The organism is Neisseria uirgultaei, assembly GCF_962719845.1.
Lineage (GTDB): Bacteria > Pseudomonadota > Gammaproteobacteria > Burkholderiales > Neisseriaceae > Neisseria > Neisseria bergeri.
The window spans coordinates 33,677-49,571 of the sequence record NZ_CAUIYF010000006.1; the positions used below are offsets into that span (position 1 = coordinate 33,677).

17 protein-coding genes are annotated in these 15,895 nt (G+C 48.9%); 12 read left to right on the forward strand and 5 right to left on the reverse strand.

All coding sequences use genetic code 11. The annotated features are described in order from the left end of the window. Positions 1 to 103 precede the first annotated feature (103 nt). The 3 genes from gltX to Q9J32_RS05070 are packed head-to-tail and all read left to right on the forward strand — an operon-like array spanning position 104 to position 2,409. Positions 104 to 1,498 (forward strand): glutamate--tRNA ligase, encoded by a 1,395-nt coding sequence (gene gltX / locus Q9J32_RS05060; protein ID WP_301882835.1) that lies wholly within the window; start codon positions 104 to 106, stop codon positions 1,496 to 1,498. A 20-nt stretch (positions 1,499 to 1,518) separates the two neighbouring features. Further along, positions 1,519 to 1,914 (forward strand): coiled-coil domain-containing protein, encoded by a 396-nt coding sequence (locus tag Q9J32_RS05065; protein WP_301882837.1) that lies wholly within the window; start codon positions 1,519 to 1,521, stop codon positions 1,912 to 1,914. 3 nt (positions 1,915 to 1,917) lie between these two features. Continuing rightward, the gene (locus Q9J32_RS05070) at positions 1,918 to 2,409 is read left to right on the forward strand and encodes a GNAT family N-acetyltransferase (protein ID WP_301882839.1); all 492 of its coding nucleotides are present in this window, start codon (positions 1,918 to 1,920) and stop codon (positions 2,407 to 2,409) included. Between the two features lie 275 nt (positions 2,410 to 2,684). Here Q9J32_RS05070 and mutS read toward each other — a convergent pair whose 3' ends face one another. Continuing rightward, a complete protein-coding gene (mutS, locus tag Q9J32_RS05075; RefSeq protein ID WP_301882841.1) occupies positions 2,685 to 5,279 on the reverse strand; it encodes a DNA mismatch repair protein MutS in 2,595 nt (864 codons plus the stop codon). A gap of 444 nt (positions 5,280 to 5,723) precedes the next feature. On the opposite strand from mutS, the gene gap reads away from it, so the two are divergent. Then, positions 5,724 to 6,728, forward strand: a complete 1,005-nt coding sequence (gene gap / locus Q9J32_RS05080; protein WP_301882843.1) for a type I glyceraldehyde-3-phosphate dehydrogenase — start codon at positions 5,724 to 5,726, stop codon at positions 6,726 to 6,728. A gap of 152 nt (positions 6,729 to 6,880) precedes the next feature. Here the strand turns inward: gap and tsaA are convergent, their stop codons facing one another. Then, positions 6,881 to 7,561: a tRNA (N6-threonylcarbamoyladenosine(37)-N6)-methyltransferase TrmO gene (gene tsaA, locus Q9J32_RS05085; protein ID WP_301882844.1), complete on the reverse strand. Its 681-nt coding sequence runs from the start codon at positions 7,559 to 7,561 to the stop codon at positions 6,881 to 6,883. A 113-nt stretch (positions 7,562 to 7,674) separates the two neighbouring features. On the opposite strand from tsaA, the gene Q9J32_RS05090 reads away from it, so the two are divergent. The 5 genes from Q9J32_RS05090 to Q9J32_RS05110 all read left to right on the forward strand — a co-directional run bounded on the left by Q9J32_RS05090 (position 7,675) and on the right by Q9J32_RS05110 (position 11,910). Continuing rightward, positions 7,675 to 8,307 (forward strand): nicotinamidase, encoded by a 633-nt coding sequence (locus Q9J32_RS05090; protein ID WP_301882847.1) that lies wholly within the window; start codon positions 7,675 to 7,677, stop codon positions 8,305 to 8,307. A gap of 39 nt (positions 8,308 to 8,346) precedes the next feature. Then, positions 8,347 to 9,315, forward strand: coding sequence for a lipopolysaccharide heptosyltransferase I (gene waaC / locus Q9J32_RS05095; protein WP_301882849.1), 969 nt, complete (start codon positions 8,347 to 8,349; stop codon positions 9,313 to 9,315). Positions 9,316 to 9,540: 225 nt separating this feature from the next. Then, positions 9,541 to 10,290 (forward strand): electron transfer flavoprotein subunit beta/FixA family protein, encoded by a 750-nt coding sequence (locus tag Q9J32_RS05100; protein ID WP_301882851.1) that lies wholly within the window; start codon positions 9,541 to 9,543, stop codon positions 10,288 to 10,290. Positions 10,291 to 10,300: 10 nt separating this feature from the next. Beyond that, the gene (locus Q9J32_RS05105) at positions 10,301 to 11,236 is read left to right on the forward strand and encodes an electron transfer flavoprotein subunit alpha/FixB family protein (protein ID WP_301882854.1); all 936 of its coding nucleotides are present in this window, start codon (positions 10,301 to 10,303) and stop codon (positions 11,234 to 11,236) included. Positions 11,237 to 11,298: 62 nt separating this feature from the next. Next, positions 11,299 to 11,910 carry an IMPACT family protein gene (locus tag Q9J32_RS05110; protein WP_301882857.1) on the forward strand — a complete coding sequence of 204 codons (612 nt, stop codon included), beginning with the start codon at positions 11,299 to 11,301 and terminating at the stop codon, positions 11,908 to 11,910. Positions 11,911 to 11,962: 52 nt separating this feature from the next. On the opposite strand, the gene Q9J32_RS05115 is transcribed toward Q9J32_RS05110, so the two are convergent. Next, complete coding sequence (locus Q9J32_RS05115) at positions 11,963 to 12,280, reverse strand: DUF4298 domain-containing protein (protein WP_301882860.1); 318 nt, start codon at positions 12,278 to 12,280, stop codon at positions 11,963 to 11,965. 158 nt (positions 12,281 to 12,438) lie between these two features. Between Q9J32_RS05115 and purD the strand changes: the two genes are divergently transcribed. Genes purD through Q9J32_RS05130 form a run of 3 tightly spaced genes read left to right on the forward strand, consistent with a single transcriptional unit; the run spans position 12,439 to position 14,874 of the window. Next, on the forward strand, positions 12,439 to 13,710 hold the full coding sequence (gene purD, locus Q9J32_RS05120; RefSeq protein ID WP_301667602.1) for a phosphoribosylamine--glycine ligase: 1,272 nt from the start codon (positions 12,439 to 12,441) through the stop codon (positions 13,708 to 13,710). A 31-nt stretch (positions 13,711 to 13,741) separates the two neighbouring features. Continuing rightward, complete coding sequence (locus tag Q9J32_RS05125; RefSeq protein WP_301667601.1) at positions 13,742 to 14,344, forward strand: L-threonylcarbamoyladenylate synthase; 603 nt, start codon at positions 13,742 to 13,744, stop codon at positions 14,342 to 14,344. 14 nt (positions 14,345 to 14,358) lie between these two features. Continuing rightward, positions 14,359 to 14,874 (forward strand): hypothetical protein, encoded by a 516-nt coding sequence (locus Q9J32_RS05130; protein ID WP_301882864.1) that lies wholly within the window; start codon positions 14,359 to 14,361, stop codon positions 14,872 to 14,874. Between the two features lie 166 nt (positions 14,875 to 15,040). Here the strand turns inward: Q9J32_RS05130 and Q9J32_RS05135 are convergent, their stop codons facing one another. Both Q9J32_RS05135 and Q9J32_RS05140 read right to left on the reverse strand, forming a co-directional pair. Next, the gene (locus Q9J32_RS05135; RefSeq protein ID WP_301667598.1) at positions 15,041 to 15,481 is read right to left on the reverse strand and encodes a surface-adhesin E family protein; all 441 of its coding nucleotides are present in this window, start codon (positions 15,479 to 15,481) and stop codon (positions 15,041 to 15,043) included. 231 nt (positions 15,482 to 15,712) lie between these two features. Then, complete coding sequence (locus Q9J32_RS05140; RefSeq protein ID WP_003710764.1) at positions 15,713 to 15,892, reverse strand: zf-HC2 domain-containing protein; 180 nt, start codon at positions 15,890 to 15,892, stop codon at positions 15,713 to 15,715. Positions 15,893 to 15,895 lie beyond the last annotated feature (3 nt).

The following is a 15,895-nucleotide window of genomic DNA, read 5'->3' on the forward strand; positions in this document are numbered from 1 at the left end:
TGCCGTCTGAAACTTATCCATAGGCAGGGTTCGGACGGCATTTTTGATGCCCAAGCACGGTAAAAACAGTAAAATAAACGCTTTCAAAGATTTCGGAGCCATCATGACCGTCAAAACCCGTTTCGCCCCCAGCCCCACCGGCTACCTGCACATCGGCGGCGTTCGCACCGCCTTGTTTTCGTGGGCGTTTGCCCGCCATCATAAAGGCGAATTTTTATTGCGTATCGAAGACACCGACTTGGCGCGTTCCACCGCCGAATCCGTCAACATCATCCTTGACGGTATGAAATGGGTCGGTCTCGATTACGACAACGCCGACAACGTGGTGTACCAAACCCGCCGCTTCGACCGCTACAAAGAAGTCATTGCCGAACTCTTGGCAAAAGGTGATGCCTACTACTGCTATTGCAGCAAAGAAGAATTGGAAGCGATGCGCGAGAAAGCCGAAAAGGAAGGCACGGCGACTTACGACCGCCGCTGGCGGCCGGAAGCAGGCAAAACCCTGCCCGAAATCCCTGCCGGCGTGCAACCCGTCGTCCGCTTCAAAACGCCTTTGGACGGCGTAACCAAGTGGACTGACTTGGTCAAAGGCGAAATTTCCATTCCCAACGAAGCCCTCGACGACCTGATTATCGCCCGCGCCGACGGCACGCCGACTTACAACTTCTGCGTCGTGGTGGACGACTACGACATGGGCGTTACCCACGTTATCCGCGGCGACGACCATGTGAACAACACCCCGAAACAAATCAACATCTTAAAAGCCATCGGCGCGAACCTGCCCGAATACGGCCACCTGCCCATGATTCTCAACGAACAAGGCAAAAAAATCTCCAAACGCAGCGGCGATACCGTCGCCATCACCGATTTCGGCGCGATGGGCATCCTGCCCGAAGCCATGCTCAACTATCTGGCGCGTCTGGGTTGGGCGCACGGCGACGACGAGTTCTTTACGATGGAGCAATTCATTGAATGGTTTGATTTGAAAGACGTTTCCCCATCCCCAAGCCGTATGGACTTGAAGAAACTCTACTGGATTAACGGTGAACACATCAAAATCACGCCCAACGAAAAACTCGCCGAACTCGTCAAACCCCGCCTTGCGCTGCGCGATATTCATGAAACCGAAAAACCTGCGTTGGAAGACGTGTTGGCACTGGTCAAAGACCGTGCCCAAGACCTGAACACGCTTGCCGACGAGTGCATCTACTTCTACGTCAAACAAACCCCTGCCGAAGCGGACGTGCAGAAACACTGGGACGACGAAGCCGCCGCCCGTATGCTGCGCTTTGCCGAACGCCTCGAAGGGCTGGAAGACTGGAACGACGAAGCCATCCACGACCTGTTCAAACCCTTCTGCGACGAAGAAGGCATCAAAATGGGCAAACTCGGCATGCCCCTGCGCCTCGCTGTATGCGGTACGGCGAAAACCCCGAGCGTCGATGCCGTATTGGCATTGATCGGCAAAGAGGAAGTGTTGAAACGCATCCGCGCTTAAGTTATCCACAGGTTCGTGCAATGCCGTCTGATGTCGGAATGCGGCTTCAGACGGCATTCAAACGGAAGTTGAATATGAAAAAAATATTGTATTTTCTGATACTTGCTTTTTCTACAGGCGTATGGGCGGGGGATGCGGAAGACAATCTGCTCAGCATCCAATCCGGCTATCGTGCCTTACTGCAAAAACAAAACAATCTGGACGGAAAAATCATCGGGATGCAGTCGGATTTGGAAGATGCGCGCCGGCGTTTGCAGACGGCTCAGGCAGACATCGCCCGTTTGGAAGCGGAAATCCCCAAGGCGATGGCGGTGAAAGCGCGTCAGGAAGAGGAATTGAGGCAGGCGGGATTGCGCTTGAACAAGGCTTGGAATGCGGTTTACGGCGCGGGCGGGACAAAAGCGGCGGGAAATTGACCGATGAATTCCCTCTTTGTGGACAATACTGTTTTCATTACACGGCTGAAAGCCGGGCATATCGGCAGGTTGGTTCAGGCGTTGTTTAAGGAGTGGCACGGATTTGAACCGTGGTCTTCTGTGGATAAGATTCGTGCCTATTACGGCAGGTGTTTGAAGGATGACGAACTGCCGCTGGCTTTTGCAGCTGTGGATGATTCCGGAACCCTGTTGGGTTCGGCTGCGGTCAAGCGGCATGATATGGAAAGTTTTCCACAGTATGAATATTGGTTGGGTGATGTCTTTGTTTTACCTGAATATCGCGGAAAAGGCATTGGCAGGAGGCTGGTCGTCCACTGCATAGGCGTAGCGCGTTCGCTGGGGATAAAATTCTTGTATCTTTATACGCCTGATGTGCAAATATTTTATGAATCATTCGGCTGGGCGGTTGTCGGGCGACATTTCCATAACGGGGAATGGGTTACGGTTATGCGTTTGGATGTGGATAAGGTTTAAGCCGAATGGACAGATGCCGTCTGAACAGCTCAGACGGCATTTTTATGTCTGGAAACTTCCTGTCAGATATAGTGGATTAACAAAAACCGGTACGGCGTTGTCTCGCCTCAGCTCAAAGAGAACGATTCTCTAAGGTGCTGAAGCACCAAGTGAATCGGTTCCGTACTATCTGTACTGTCTGCGGCTTCGTCGCCTTGTCCTGATTTTTGTTAATCCACTATAATATTTATCCACAGATTTTTCCATATGGTTTGATGCTGCTCCGCCAACGGAAATTAAGATACGGATTTGCACAAATCTTTCAGACGGTACAGTTCTGACAATGCTTCGCGCGGGGTCAGGTTGTCGGGATCGAGGTTTTCCAGGGCTGCTGCCAATATGCTTTCAAAATGTCTTTCCTCTGCTTTATCCACAAAGCTGTCCACATTCGGTTCATCTCCTTTTTCAGACGGCATGGTACTGAAAATATCCAGTTGGGGCCGGTTTGCGGCGGCTTGGTTTTCCAGTCCGTTCAAATGCTTTTGGGCGGATTTCAATGCGCGTACGGGCAGGCCGGCGAGTTTGGCGACGGCGATGCCGTAGCTTTTTCCGGCAGGACCCGGTTGGATTTGGTGCAGGAACACGATGTCCTGTCCCTGTTCTAGCGCAGAAAGGTGCATATTGAATGCGGCGGAGTGGGCTTCGGGCAGGAAGGTCAGCTCGAAATAGTGGGTGGCAAACAGGCTGAAGGATTTGTTTTTTTGCAACAGGTGTTCGGCAACGGCGTGCGCGAGGGCGAGGCCGTCGAAAGTGGAAGTACCACGTCCGACCTCGTCCATTAAAACAAGGCTTTGTTCGGTGGCGTGATGCAGGATGTAGGCGGTTTCGCTCATTTCGACCATGAAGGTGGAGCGGTTGGAGGCGAGGTCGTCCGATGCGCCGATGCGGGTGAAGATTTGATCGACAGGCCCGATTGTGGCGGCATCGGCAGGCACGAAACAGCCGGTGTGTGCCAATAAAACAATCAGCGCGACTTGGCGCATATAGGTGGATTTGCCGCCCATATTGGGGCCGGTGAGCAGCATGAGGCGGTGTTTGTGGTCAAGGTCGGTGTGGTTGGCAGTGAAGTGGCGTACCTGCTGTTCGACCACGGGATGGCGGCCGTTTTCGATGTGGATAACCGGATAGTCGGCAAACTCGGGGCGGACGAAGTTCCGCTCTTTTGCCAAGGCTGAAAATGTGGACAACACGTCCAGCGCGGCGGCGGCTTTGGCGGCTTTTTGAAGCTGCGGCAATGCCGTCTGAAGGTTTTTCAATACGCCGTCAAAGAGTTGTTTTTCTAAGGCGAGGGCTTGGTCTTGGGCAGTCAGCACTTTGTCTTCGAAGGCTTTCAGTTCCGGCGTGATGAAGCGTTCGGCGTTTTTGAGGGTTTGCCGGCGTTGGTAGTCGGCAGGTGCTTGTTCGGCTTGGGTTTTGGACAATTCAATGTAAAAGCCGTGAACGCGGTTGAACTCGACTTTGAGTGTGGACAAACCGGTACGTTCGCGTTCCTTGGCTTCCAAATCCAGCAAAAATTCGTCGCCATGGTTTTGAATGCGGCGCAATTCGTCCAGTTCGGGATGAAAACCGTGGTTGATGACATTGCCGTCTTTCAGCCAGACGGAAGGTTCGGGCAAAATGGCTTGGCGGAGCTGTTCGGCTGTGGATAGGTTTTCCGGGAAAACGGCTTTGAGGGTTTCCAACAGGCTGCTGCCGTTTGCGGACAAGTCGATTTCGGACAGGGCAAACAGACTGTCGCGTAAAGATGCCAAATCGCGCGGGCGGGCATTGCCCACGGCAATACGGGCGGCGATGCGTTCGATGTCGGCAATGCTTTTCAGACGGCACTGGAGGGGTTCGTATTGGCTTTCCAGCGCGGCAACGGCTTCTTGGCGCGCTCGGATGTGGGCGCGGTTGCGTAAAGGGTGGTGCAGCCACAATGCCAACAGGCGGCTGCCCATATGGGTGGCGCAGCCGTCTAGTATGGAAAACAGGGTCGGCGATTTTTTGCCGGAGAGGGTTTGCGTGATTTCGAGATTGCGGCGCGTGGCGGCATCCATGCCGATATATTGGCTGTCGTTTTCGAGCGACAGGCCGTCCAAGTGTTGCGGCATCAGGTTTTGCGTCAGGCGGATATAGTTCAACAGCGCGCCCGCCGCGCCGACGGCGGCTTCGTGTTCCTTGCCGTCCAAACCGAAGCCGTGCAGGTCTTGGCAGCCGAAGTATTCGGTCAACAATTTCGCGCCCGCATCGGCGGCAAACTGCCACGCGTTCAGGCGTGTAACACCCGATGCCGTCTGAAGTTGCAGCGCGTTTTTACTGTCCGGCAGCAGGATTTCCGCCGCCTGCAGGCGCGCCAGTTCGTCGTCCAATTTATCCACAGTTGTCAGCTTGGTTTTGAATTCGCCGCTTTGCAGCGATGCCCACGCCAAACCGATGTATTTTTTGTCGGGGGACACGGCAACGATGCGGTTGGTTTCCTTGTCTTCCAGCAATGCGGAATCGGTCAGCGTGCCGGGCGTTACGATGCGGACAACTTTGCGTTCCACCGGCCCTTTGCCCGCGCCGACTTCGCCGACCTGTTCGCAAATCGCCACGCTTTTGCCCATCTTCACCAACCGCGCCAGATACTGTTCCGCCGCGTGAAACGGCACGCCCGCCATTTTAATCGGCACGCCGTCCATCTGCCCGCGCGTGGTCAGGGTAATGTCCAGCAGCTTTGCCGCTTCCACTGCGTCATCCAAAAACAGCTCGTAAAAATCGCCCATGCGGTAAAACACCAGTTTGTCGGCATGTTGCGCTTTGATGGCGAGATACTGCTGCATCATCGGGGAAACGGCGGATTTGGACATGGGGCTGCCTTATCATTAGGAAAACGGTATTGTAGCAAAAGGTTTTGTCTTCGACGGAATGAGACTGACCGTAAGCCTGTCAATAAAGTTGTGGAGACAAATAGGAAAACAGTAAAGTTATCCACAAGAATATTATTAAGTCAAAAAACATCCACGCTTATCTGTCTTATACGGTAAGCCTTAAACTCAAACTTATTTGACAAAAAAGGTAATGAAAATATTGGATATTTGCTACTTATGCACAAGCAGGTCGGCAATCATCAAAATCATCATTAAAATTTTAAATTCAAATATTGATAATAAAAGTTTTGGAAATCTGTGAAACCGGCAAAATTCATCTATATCAAATAAGCGTCAAGTAGTTGGATGCAATAGTAGAATGTAACTTTATTTCAGAATACAATACAGGTATTGAAATTTCGTTTCATAGCTTGGAGTATAAACATGAGCATTAAAGTAGCGATTAACGGTTTCGGCCGCATCGGCCGCCTCGCATTGCGTCAAATTGAAAAAGCCCACGGCATCGAAGTCGTCGCCGTCAACGACCTGACCCCTGCCGAAATGCTGCTGCACCTTTTCAAATACGACAGCACACAAGGCCGCTTCCAAGGTACTGCCGAATTGAAAGACGATACCATCGTAGTGAACGGCAAAGAAATCAAAGTCTTCGCTAATCCGAATCCTGAAGAATTGCCTTGGGGCGAATTGGGCGTGGACGTCGTCCTCGAATGTACCGGCTTCTTTACCAGCAAAACCAAAGCCGAAGCACACATCCGTGCCGGCGCGCGCAAAGTCGTGATTTCCGCACCCGGCGGCAATGATGTAAAAACCGTCGTATATGGCGTAAACCAAGACATTTTGGATGGCAGCGAAACCGTCATTTCCGCCGCTTCCTGTACCACCAACTGCCTTGCCCCGATGGCGGCAGTCCTGCAAAAAGAGTTCGGCGTAGTTGAAGGCCTGATGACCACCATCCACGCCTACACCGGCGACCAAAACACCCTTGACGCGCCGCACCGCAAAGGCGATTTGCGCCGCGCCCGCGCCGCCGCGCTCAACATCGTGCCCAACAGCACCGGCGCTGCCAAAGCCATCGGTCTGGTTATCCCTGAATTGAACGGCAAACTCGACGGCTCCGCCCAACGCGTCCCTGTTGCCACCGGCTCGCTGACCGAATTGGTTTCCATCCTCGAACGCACCGTAACCAAAGAAGAAATCAACGCCGCAATGAAAGCCGCCGCCAGCGAATCTTACGGCTACACCGAAGATCAAATCGTTTCTTCCGACGTCGTCGGCATCGAATACGGCTCGCTCTTCGATGCGACCCAAACCCGCGTGATGACCGTGGGCGGCAAACAACTGGTGAAAACCGTTGCCTGGTACGACAACGAAATGTCCTACACCTGCCAACTCGTCCGCACTTTGGAATACTTTGCAAGCAAAATCTAAGGCTTGAACAAACCTGTGGATAAGTAAATGCCGTCTGAACACATTGCGTTCAGACGGCATTGTTTGTCTGTAACTTGATATTGCGGCTTATGGCGAACAAACAACAGCCGTTTGTTCATCTGCCATGCGGCAAAACCGGATTTTTGCCCGATTTAAAGCAGGGTTGGAGAAAAATCAATAACGGTTGCGCGGTTTCCTTTGATTTGAAACCTGACTTCGTAATCCGCAATATTCATCACATAAATCCGTTCGGGAATATCCTGATAGGCGGGGCGCGGGTCTTGGGCAATACTTTGGCTGATGAGTTTTTTCGTGTTTACAGATAAATTTTCCGCGCCGATGTTTTCCTGCCAAACGACTTCCAACTCTTCGGGTTTGCCGCTGACAAAGCCGGATGCGGCATCGGGTTTGGATTCGACAAAGGGGATGTAAGGTTTGATGTCCACAATCGGCGTGCCGTCCAGCAGGTCTGAGCCGCTGCAATAGAGGCGGACGGGTTTGCCGGTTTCGATGCGTTCGAGTCTCAGGAGCGAGAGTCCGAGATGGTTGGGGCGGTGGGGGCTGCGCGTGGCGAATACGCCCATTTTTTGTTTGCCGCCGAGCCGTGGCGGGCGCACCATTTGCGCCCAGCCTTCATCCAATATGCCGTGAAAGATAAAACTTATCCACACATAGCCGAAGTGTTCCAGTCCGCGTACGCTGTCTGCGGTAAATTCAGGATTCAGCTCGATGCATACTTCTGCGGCGGAGACCAAACCGGGCTGGCGGGCGATGCCGAATTTCTGTTTGTAGGGCGAGCGGGCGGTGCCGATGGGGGTAATGGTATAAGCCATAAGGTTGTGGATAAGTTTTTCGGAAAAACGCTATCTTATCATAGTCGGTTTTGCCGCTTTTGGGCAGTAATTTGTTATAATACAGGGCATTTTAATCGTGTTGAAATGATGAGATGATTGTTTCCATTGATGTTGATGCACAAAAAACGTTTACGCCACTGTGTCCTGATGAACTGCCTGTGAATGAGGGGCATTTGATTGTCGAAGAGTTGAATGCCCAAGCCGCTTTGGCGGATTTGCGCGTGATGACGAAAGATGCGCATCATATGGCGGCGAAATGGCTTGTGGATAACCCTATTGATATGTTGAAACCGACAGGTTTGCCCGATGCGGATTTGACTTGGGTGGCTCATGCGATGGTCGGTACGCGCGGCTATGAATTGTTGGACGGGCTGCCTTCTGTTAAGGAATACGATTATTGCGTTTGGAAAGGCGTTGATCCTGAATTGCATCCTTACGGCGCGTGTTTTCACGATATTGAGGAAAAACTAAGCACGGGGCTGATTGAGTGGCTGTGCTGTCAAAATACAGATACGGTCATTGTCGGTGGGCTGGCTACGGATTATTGTGTTAAAACAACGGTTTTGCAGTTGCTTAAAGGGGGTAGTTGGCAGGTTATCGTGAATGAAGCGGCTTGTCGGGGCATTACGCCTGATACTATTAAAGCCGCGTGGCAGGAAATGCGTTCTTTAGGTGCAATCATCTTAAAAAACGCTGAAGAAATTAAAAAATATATTAATAATTAATAAGCTGAAATAGTTTCACGTGAAACACCTTTCCTAAATATGAAAATTTTGCTTGTCCGTTTGTCCAGTATGGGTGATTTAATTCACACTTTGCCCGCAATCGAAGATTTGGCGCGACAATGTCCTGATGTAGAACTGCATTGGCTGTGTGAAGCCGGATTTGCGGATATTGCGCGCCTGCATCCGTTCGTAAAAAAAATCCATGTGATGAAATGGCGGCAATGGCGAAAATATCTCTTTCAGGCTGAAACTTGGCGGGAAATAGGTCGTCTGAAACAGGCCTTGCGGCAGGAAGCATTTGATTTTGTATTGGACAGTCAAGGTCTGATTAAAAGCGCGTGTTTCGCCAAAATGGCAAAATCCCCTATTTATGGTTTAGATAAAAACAGCGCGCGCGAGGGATGGTCTGCTCTGGCGTATGCGAAAACATACGCCGTACCGAAAGGGAAAAATGCCGTTTGGCGCAACCGTGAGCTGTTCGCTCAAGTATTTGGATATGCAATACCGGAAACGCAGGTATTCGGTTTGACCGTTCCTGAAGCAGGTCGTCTGAAAAGTTTAGAGCAGCCGTATTATGCGGCTTTGCATGCGACCAGCCGGGACAGTAAGTTATGGCCTGTGGAAAACTGGCGGGCGTTGCTGCAAAAGCTGAATGAAGAACAACAATGCAGCGTTTACCTGCCATGGGGAAATGAAACTGAAAAAACGCGTGCCGAACAAATTGCAGACGGACTGCTATTTGCCATTGTGTGCAACAAAATGAATTTATTGCAGGCGGCGTATCTGCTGAAACACGCGGTCGGAATTGTTGGCGTGGATACCGGTTTGCTGCATTTGGCAAATGCTTTGGAAAAACCTGTGGTCGGTATTTATACCGATACCGATCCGATTAAAACAGGCGTTCAAGTTTCGGCTGTTGCAAAAAATTTGGGCAATATCGGGCAGATTCCGACCGCAGATTTGGTTTATCAAACGCTGATAGATTGTGTTGCAGCAGGCAAAGGCTAATGTGTCGTCTGAAACTGATATAACGGCATGGTATTTACAGTTCGTTGAGTGTAGGAATGTATATCCACCAGCCTGAGTAAATGCTTTAAAATGGTATAAATCGGCAAGCATTATCCGAAAGATTTCTGAATGAATTCGTTTTTAAGGAAAACGGATTTGATTTTATAGAGAAGAAGGTTTGGTTTCGCTAGATGGTGAAAGCAACGTTCTTTTTAGGAGAATTCAATGAAAGCACTGGTCGCAGTAAAGCGCGTAGTGGACTACAACGTCAAAGTTCGTGTAAAAGCCGATGGTTCGGATGTGGATATCGGCAATGTCAAAATGTCGATGAATCCGTTTGACGAAATCGCTGTGGAAGAAGCCGTCCGTTTGAAAGAAGCCGGAAAAGTAAGCGAAATCGTAGCGGTTTCTTTGGGCGAAAAGAAATGCGAAGAAACGTTGCGTACAGCTTTGGCGATGGGTGCCGACCGTGCAATTCATGTTGAAACCGATACTAAATTGGAGCCGCTGGCAGTTGCCAAGCTGCTGAAAGCCGTTGCGGACAAAGAAAATCCACAAATTTTCTTTTTGGGCAAACAAGCGATTGATGATGACGCCAACCAAGTGGCGCAAATGCTGGCTGCTTTGCTGAATGCGGCGCAAGGTACGTTCGCGTCCAAAGTACAAATTGAAGGCGACGAAGTGCAGATTGTGCGCGAAATTGATGGCGGCGAAGAAACCATCGCATTGAAACTGCCTGCTGTTATCAGCGCGGATTTGCGTTTGAACGAGCCGCGCTTTGTCAAACTTCCCAATATTATGGCGGCAAAGAAAAAACCTTTGGAAAAACTGGCGCCTGATGATTTGGTTGCGGATATTTCCCCTCGTCTGAAAACGGTGAAATTTGCCGAACCTAAGGCGCGTCAGGCAGGCGTAAAAGTAGCAAGCGTTGCCGAATTGGTTGAAAAATTGAAAAACGAAGCCAAAGTGATTTGAGGAGACTGAAATGAGCGTATTGATTATTGCCGAACACGACAACAAACAGTTGAATCCTGCCACTTTGCATGCTGTTACCGCTGCCGCTAAACTGGGTAAAGTCGATTTATTGGTTGCCGGAAACGGCGCGTCGGTCGTAGTGGAATCCGCGAAACAAGTAGCGGGTGTGGAAAAAGTTTTGGTTGCGGATGCTGCCCATTATGCCGAAGGTTTGGCTGAAGAACTGGCTCCGCTGGTTGTCAAATTGGCAGAGGATTACCGCTATGTTGCAGCAACGGCAACTACATTCGGTAAAAACCTTCTGCCCCGCGTAGCCGCATTATTAGATGTACCGCAAATTTCTGATTTGACCGAAATTGTGGATAACACGACTTTTGTGCGCCCAATTTATGCAGGGAATGCATTTGAAACCGTGCAAGCCGATTCAGAAAAATTGGTGTTGACTTTCCGTGCAACGGCTTTTGACGCAGCTCCGGCGCAAGGTGGTCATGCTGAGGCGGTTAATGTTGAAGCGACCCCTGCTCAAAACCTGAGCCGTTTTGTGGGCCGTCAGCTCTCCCATTCCGATCGTCCTGAGCTGACTCAGGCAAAAGTCATTGTCTCCGGTGGCCGTGCGTTGGGTAGTGCGGAAAAATTCAATGAAGTGCTGACACCGTTGGCGGATGTTTTAGGTGCGGCAATTGGTGCATCCCGTGCGGCAGTTGATGCCGAATATGCGCCGAATGACGTGCAAGTCGGACAAACCGGTAAAGTGGTTGCGCCGCAACTCTATTTTGCAATCGGTATTTCAGGTGCAATTCAACACGTTGCCGGTATGCAGGACAGCAAAGTGATTGTCGCAATCAACAAAGATGCCGATGCGCCGATTTTCAATGTGGCCGATTACGGATTGGTAGGCAATTTATTCGAAATCGTCCCGCAATTAACAGAAGCATTGAAAAATTGATGTTTCACGTGAAACGTTCAGACGACCTTTTTATTAATGAGGTCGTCTGAAAACATTTCAGCATGATTACGACTTATAAAACCATTACTTCCCCGACACAGGCTGAGTTTAAAGATAAAGGTAGCCGTTTTATTGCATTTGCCTATCCGATTCGGACATTGGCTGATGTGAAAAAATACCTTTATTCGTTAAAGGAAGAACATCATAAAGCACGACACTGGTGCTATGCCTATCGTTTGGGTGTGGATGGTATGCAATTTCGTGCCAATGATGATGGAGAGCCATCAGGAAGCGCGGGTCGGCCGATTTTAGGGCAGATTGATTCGGTAGGGGTAACCGATGTTTTGGTCGTTGTTGTGCGCTATTTCGGTGGTACTTTATTGGGCGTTCCTGGTCTGATTCACGCATACAAAGAGGCAACGGCTCAGGCATTGGCAGTTGAGGAAGTGGTTGAAAAGAATATTGAAAAAACCGTTTGGCTGAAATGTGAATATCCGTTTTTGAATGAAGCGATACGCATTGCCAAACAATATCAGGTGGATATATTGGAGCAGGATTTGCAGTTGGATTGCCGATTGACGGTAAGTTTGTCGTTGGCAAATTATGAAGTCTGTGTTGCGGCTTGGAAGAATACACGGCAGATTGAAGTAAATACGGAAAAGCCTTTTGAATGAAAAGGTCGTCTGAAATGCTTTGTAATGGTATTTCAGACGACCTCTTTGCTGATTAATCTTCTTGTGTATATTTGTCTAAGGCATCGACGCTGGAGCGCAAATATAGCCAGGCTAATTGATGGAATTCGCCCAGCGCGTTCCATAGCGCATCTTTACTCATAATGCTGTATTCGCCTTCCGTATTTAAATCCAGTTCTGCCCCGTCTTCAATAGCCTGATAACACGCCTGATACTCGTGGGTATAAAAATTGTCTATATCACGAATCAAAGCGACGGCATGTTTCCAACGCCGGATGTCTTCTTCCAATTGCGGTAGTAGATGACACCATTCGCGGTATTTGCTTTGGATTTCATCAATACGTTTTTGCATGGTTACTTGTCCTTTTTTAATTTCGTGGATAAGTCAAATAGGTTGCAAAGTGGAATGAAGCGGTCTTTTGTTTGATTCCACCAAAATTTCTTCAAATGGGACAAAAGTCCCCTTGTATCGAGTTTTCGTTAAAAGTACATATTTGTCAAGGAGATGGCATGAAACTGCTGGTTATCGGTAATGGTGGTCGCGAACACGCGCTGGCTTGGAAATTGGCGCAGTCGCCCAAAGTGGAAACAGTATTTGTTGCACCCGGTAATGCCGGTACGGCGATTGAACCCAAGTTGCAAAACATCGCCTTGACTGCGCATCAGGATTTGATTGAATTCTGTCGTAAAGAAAATATTACTTTTACCGTCGTTGGTCCTGAAGCACCTTTGGCGGCAGGTATTGTGGATGATTTTCGTGCCGCGGGGTTAAAAATATTTGGTCCGACACAATATGCGGCGCAGTTGGAAAGTTCTAAAGATTTCGCCAAAGCATTTATGGCGAAATACAACATTCCAACCGCGCAATATCAAACCTTTAAAAATACCGATGCTGCACACGATTACGTCAATCAGAAAGGTGCGCCCATCGTCATCAAAGCCGATGGTTTGGCGGCAGGTAAAGGCGTGATTGTGGCAATGACTTTGGATGAAGCGCATGCTGCAATTGATGATATGTTGTTGGGCAATAAAATGGGCAATGCAGGCGCACGCGTTGTGATTGAAGATTTTCTGCAAGGCGAAGAAGCGAGCTTTATCGTTATGGTTGATGGTAATCATGTATTGCCTATGGCGACCAGCCAAGATCACAAGCGTCTTTTAGATGGCGACAAAGGCCCGAATACGGGCGGTATGGGTGCGTACAGCCCCGCGCCTGTGGTAACGCCTGCCGTGTACGAGCGCGCGATGAACGAGATTATTTTGCCGACCGTAGCGGGTATGAAAGCGGAAGGGCACGAGTTCACCGGCTTCCTGTACGCAGGTTTGATGATTGATAAAAACGGCGCACCCTATACGATTGAGTTTAACTGCCGTTTCGGCGATCCAGAAACCCAGCCGATTATGAGTCGTCTGAACAGCGACTTGGCGGATTTGGTCGAAGCAGCAATAGACGGCAAACTCGATAGTGTAGCCGCAGAATGGAATCCGCAAACTGCCGTAGGCGTGGTGCTGGCGGCGCAAAATTACCCCGAAACGCCTAAAAAAGGCGATGTTATTTCCGGTCTGGATGCTGCCAACCAAGTAGGCAAAGTTTTCCATGCTGGCACAACGGCAAACGGGAAAGGCGACGTATTGACCAACGGCGGACGCGTATTGTGTGTCGTAGGATTGGGCGATGATGTGGCGCAAGCGAAAGCCAAGGCATATGGCGCGTTGGAAAAAATCAGCTTCGACGGGATGCAATACCGTAAAGACATTGCTGATAAAGCGATTAACCGTTAATTAGAAAGAGGATGATGCCGTCTGAAGCCAAGTGACTGATACGCTTCAGACGGCATTTGATATTATGTTATTTCCGAGAATTATCGCAGCATCAGCGCAACGTAAGTTAAGCGTTTATTTGAAAAAAGGCGGTTTGGTCGCTTATCCGACCGAATCTTGTTATGGTTTGGGGTGTCTTCCGACATTAGCCAAAGCACTCGGTAAGTTGGCTCATTTGAAAAAAAGGCCGCAACACAAGGGTATGATTGTCATCGGGAATCAATTTGAACAGTTGCAGCCTTTACTTCAAATGCCGTCTGAAAATCTGCAGGCTATGCTTAGAAAAGAATGGCCCGCCCCTAAAACGTTCCTATTATCTGCCAAATCCTGCGTATTACCTGAGTTACGCGGGAAACAGCGCAGCAAGTTGGCGGTCAGGGTTCCCGCCCATGTAGGTGCGCGCCGCTTGTGTCAGGCTTTGCAAACGCCTTTGGTCTCGACTTCGTGCAACCGCGCAGGCAAACGCGCGTGTCGGACGGAGAGGGAAGTCAGAAGGCAATTCGGACGCGATGTGTGGATTGTTGGTGGGAGAATCGGCAGGCAGAAATTGCCGAGTCAGATTATTGACGGGGAAACAGGTAAACGTTTGCGTTAGATATGGGTGCTTGAATGAAAACTTTTTTGCATACACAAAGAAAAAATTTTTCGGATGGTATTTCTCTACATGATTGTTATTGCACAGAGATAAAGGTAGAAGGACACAACGTCTGCTTTGATTTTGAGGACGGTTTTATCGTTCTGAACAACAATCCAAACAATCAAGCGGGCAAGCATCTAAAAACAGATTTTTCCCGTGTTGTTTTAACCCATGAAAATGGAAACGCCGAAGACGATTATTTGGTCGATATTTTTGAAGACATCGTCTTTTTAGGGAAACGTTTGTTTACGGTCAGAAAATTTCTTGATTTTTCTGAATTGCTTGAGATGGTCAATACACAAGGTTATTTTCTTGAATTTCTGTATCTGTATGAGTGTATCAGTGTCAAAACAAGCGATTATTTTTTAGAGGCTGTGTTGGTTACGGGACGGAGCCGGAAATGCAAAAAATGCTTTATCAAAATTATGGGGGCAAGCAGTTTTGTGTATCAATGGAACAATTTACGTTTGGATAATGAAGTTGTATAGCGGGTTTATATTTCGGATGAAAGCCGGTTTAAAAAAATAATGTGGATAATTTCAGGGATAACTTTTCAGGGAAATGGCAAAATGCCGTCTGAAATGCTGATATTTCAGTATTTCAGACGGCATTTTTATGATAAGGCTTGTGGATAAGTTTGTGTATAAGTTACAATCAGAGTTTTTTTCCGCATACGGTTTCATATTGTTTTTCGGTTAATGTCCCGGACAGGATGCTCATCGGGCGGAGGGAAGAGGCTGTGTAGCTTTGTGTGGAAATTTCTGTGTTTTTTGTATCAAACAACTGTAGCGAACTTAAGCGGTATGTTTTGTTGTTGCAGTGGATTTCCCACTCTGCAATGGCAGTCTTGTATGCGGGGGTGTTGGCAAAACGTTCTTGTTTTAGATTGGTAACAACTTTTTTATCTTGGAAAATCATCAGATTTCCGTTTTTTCTCACGCTGTCTTTATTGATATATGTATGAATATTGCCGTTTGAGATCGTGCCGGTATTTTCCCATCGGGCAGACTTGTCCGGTGTGCTGCAGGCGGTTAGCAATATAGGGAGTAAAACGAAAGATAGGAAGATTGGGCGCATTAGGGTTTCCTTAATCATTGAAATCCGCTCATTCAGAAAGAACGGGTTGGGCGGGAGGGGTAGTGCCGTCTGTGAAATAAGGCAAATATGGCAAATTGATGCAGCCTTCGTGTTTTGCGTATTTATACATTCCGTATGGAGGAATATGCTGCTTTTGAAGCGTGTATTATGGATGAACTGCCGATAACAGTAAATCGGTTTGATTTGTTTCCGTCAGCTTATGCCGTCTGAAGCCCTTTCAGACGGCATTTATTTTGAAGTTCTGGTTGTTTTTGCCAGTGATATTTTGATGGTTTGAAGCTGTCTTTTATATTCCCGGCAATGCGGGCAGAACAGCAGGTGCATATATATGGAAATCTTCTCGCCCGGAGTGGTTTCCCGTTCCTGATGTTTGGAAAGAAGCAGGGCAATATCGCGGCATTTTTTCATAAC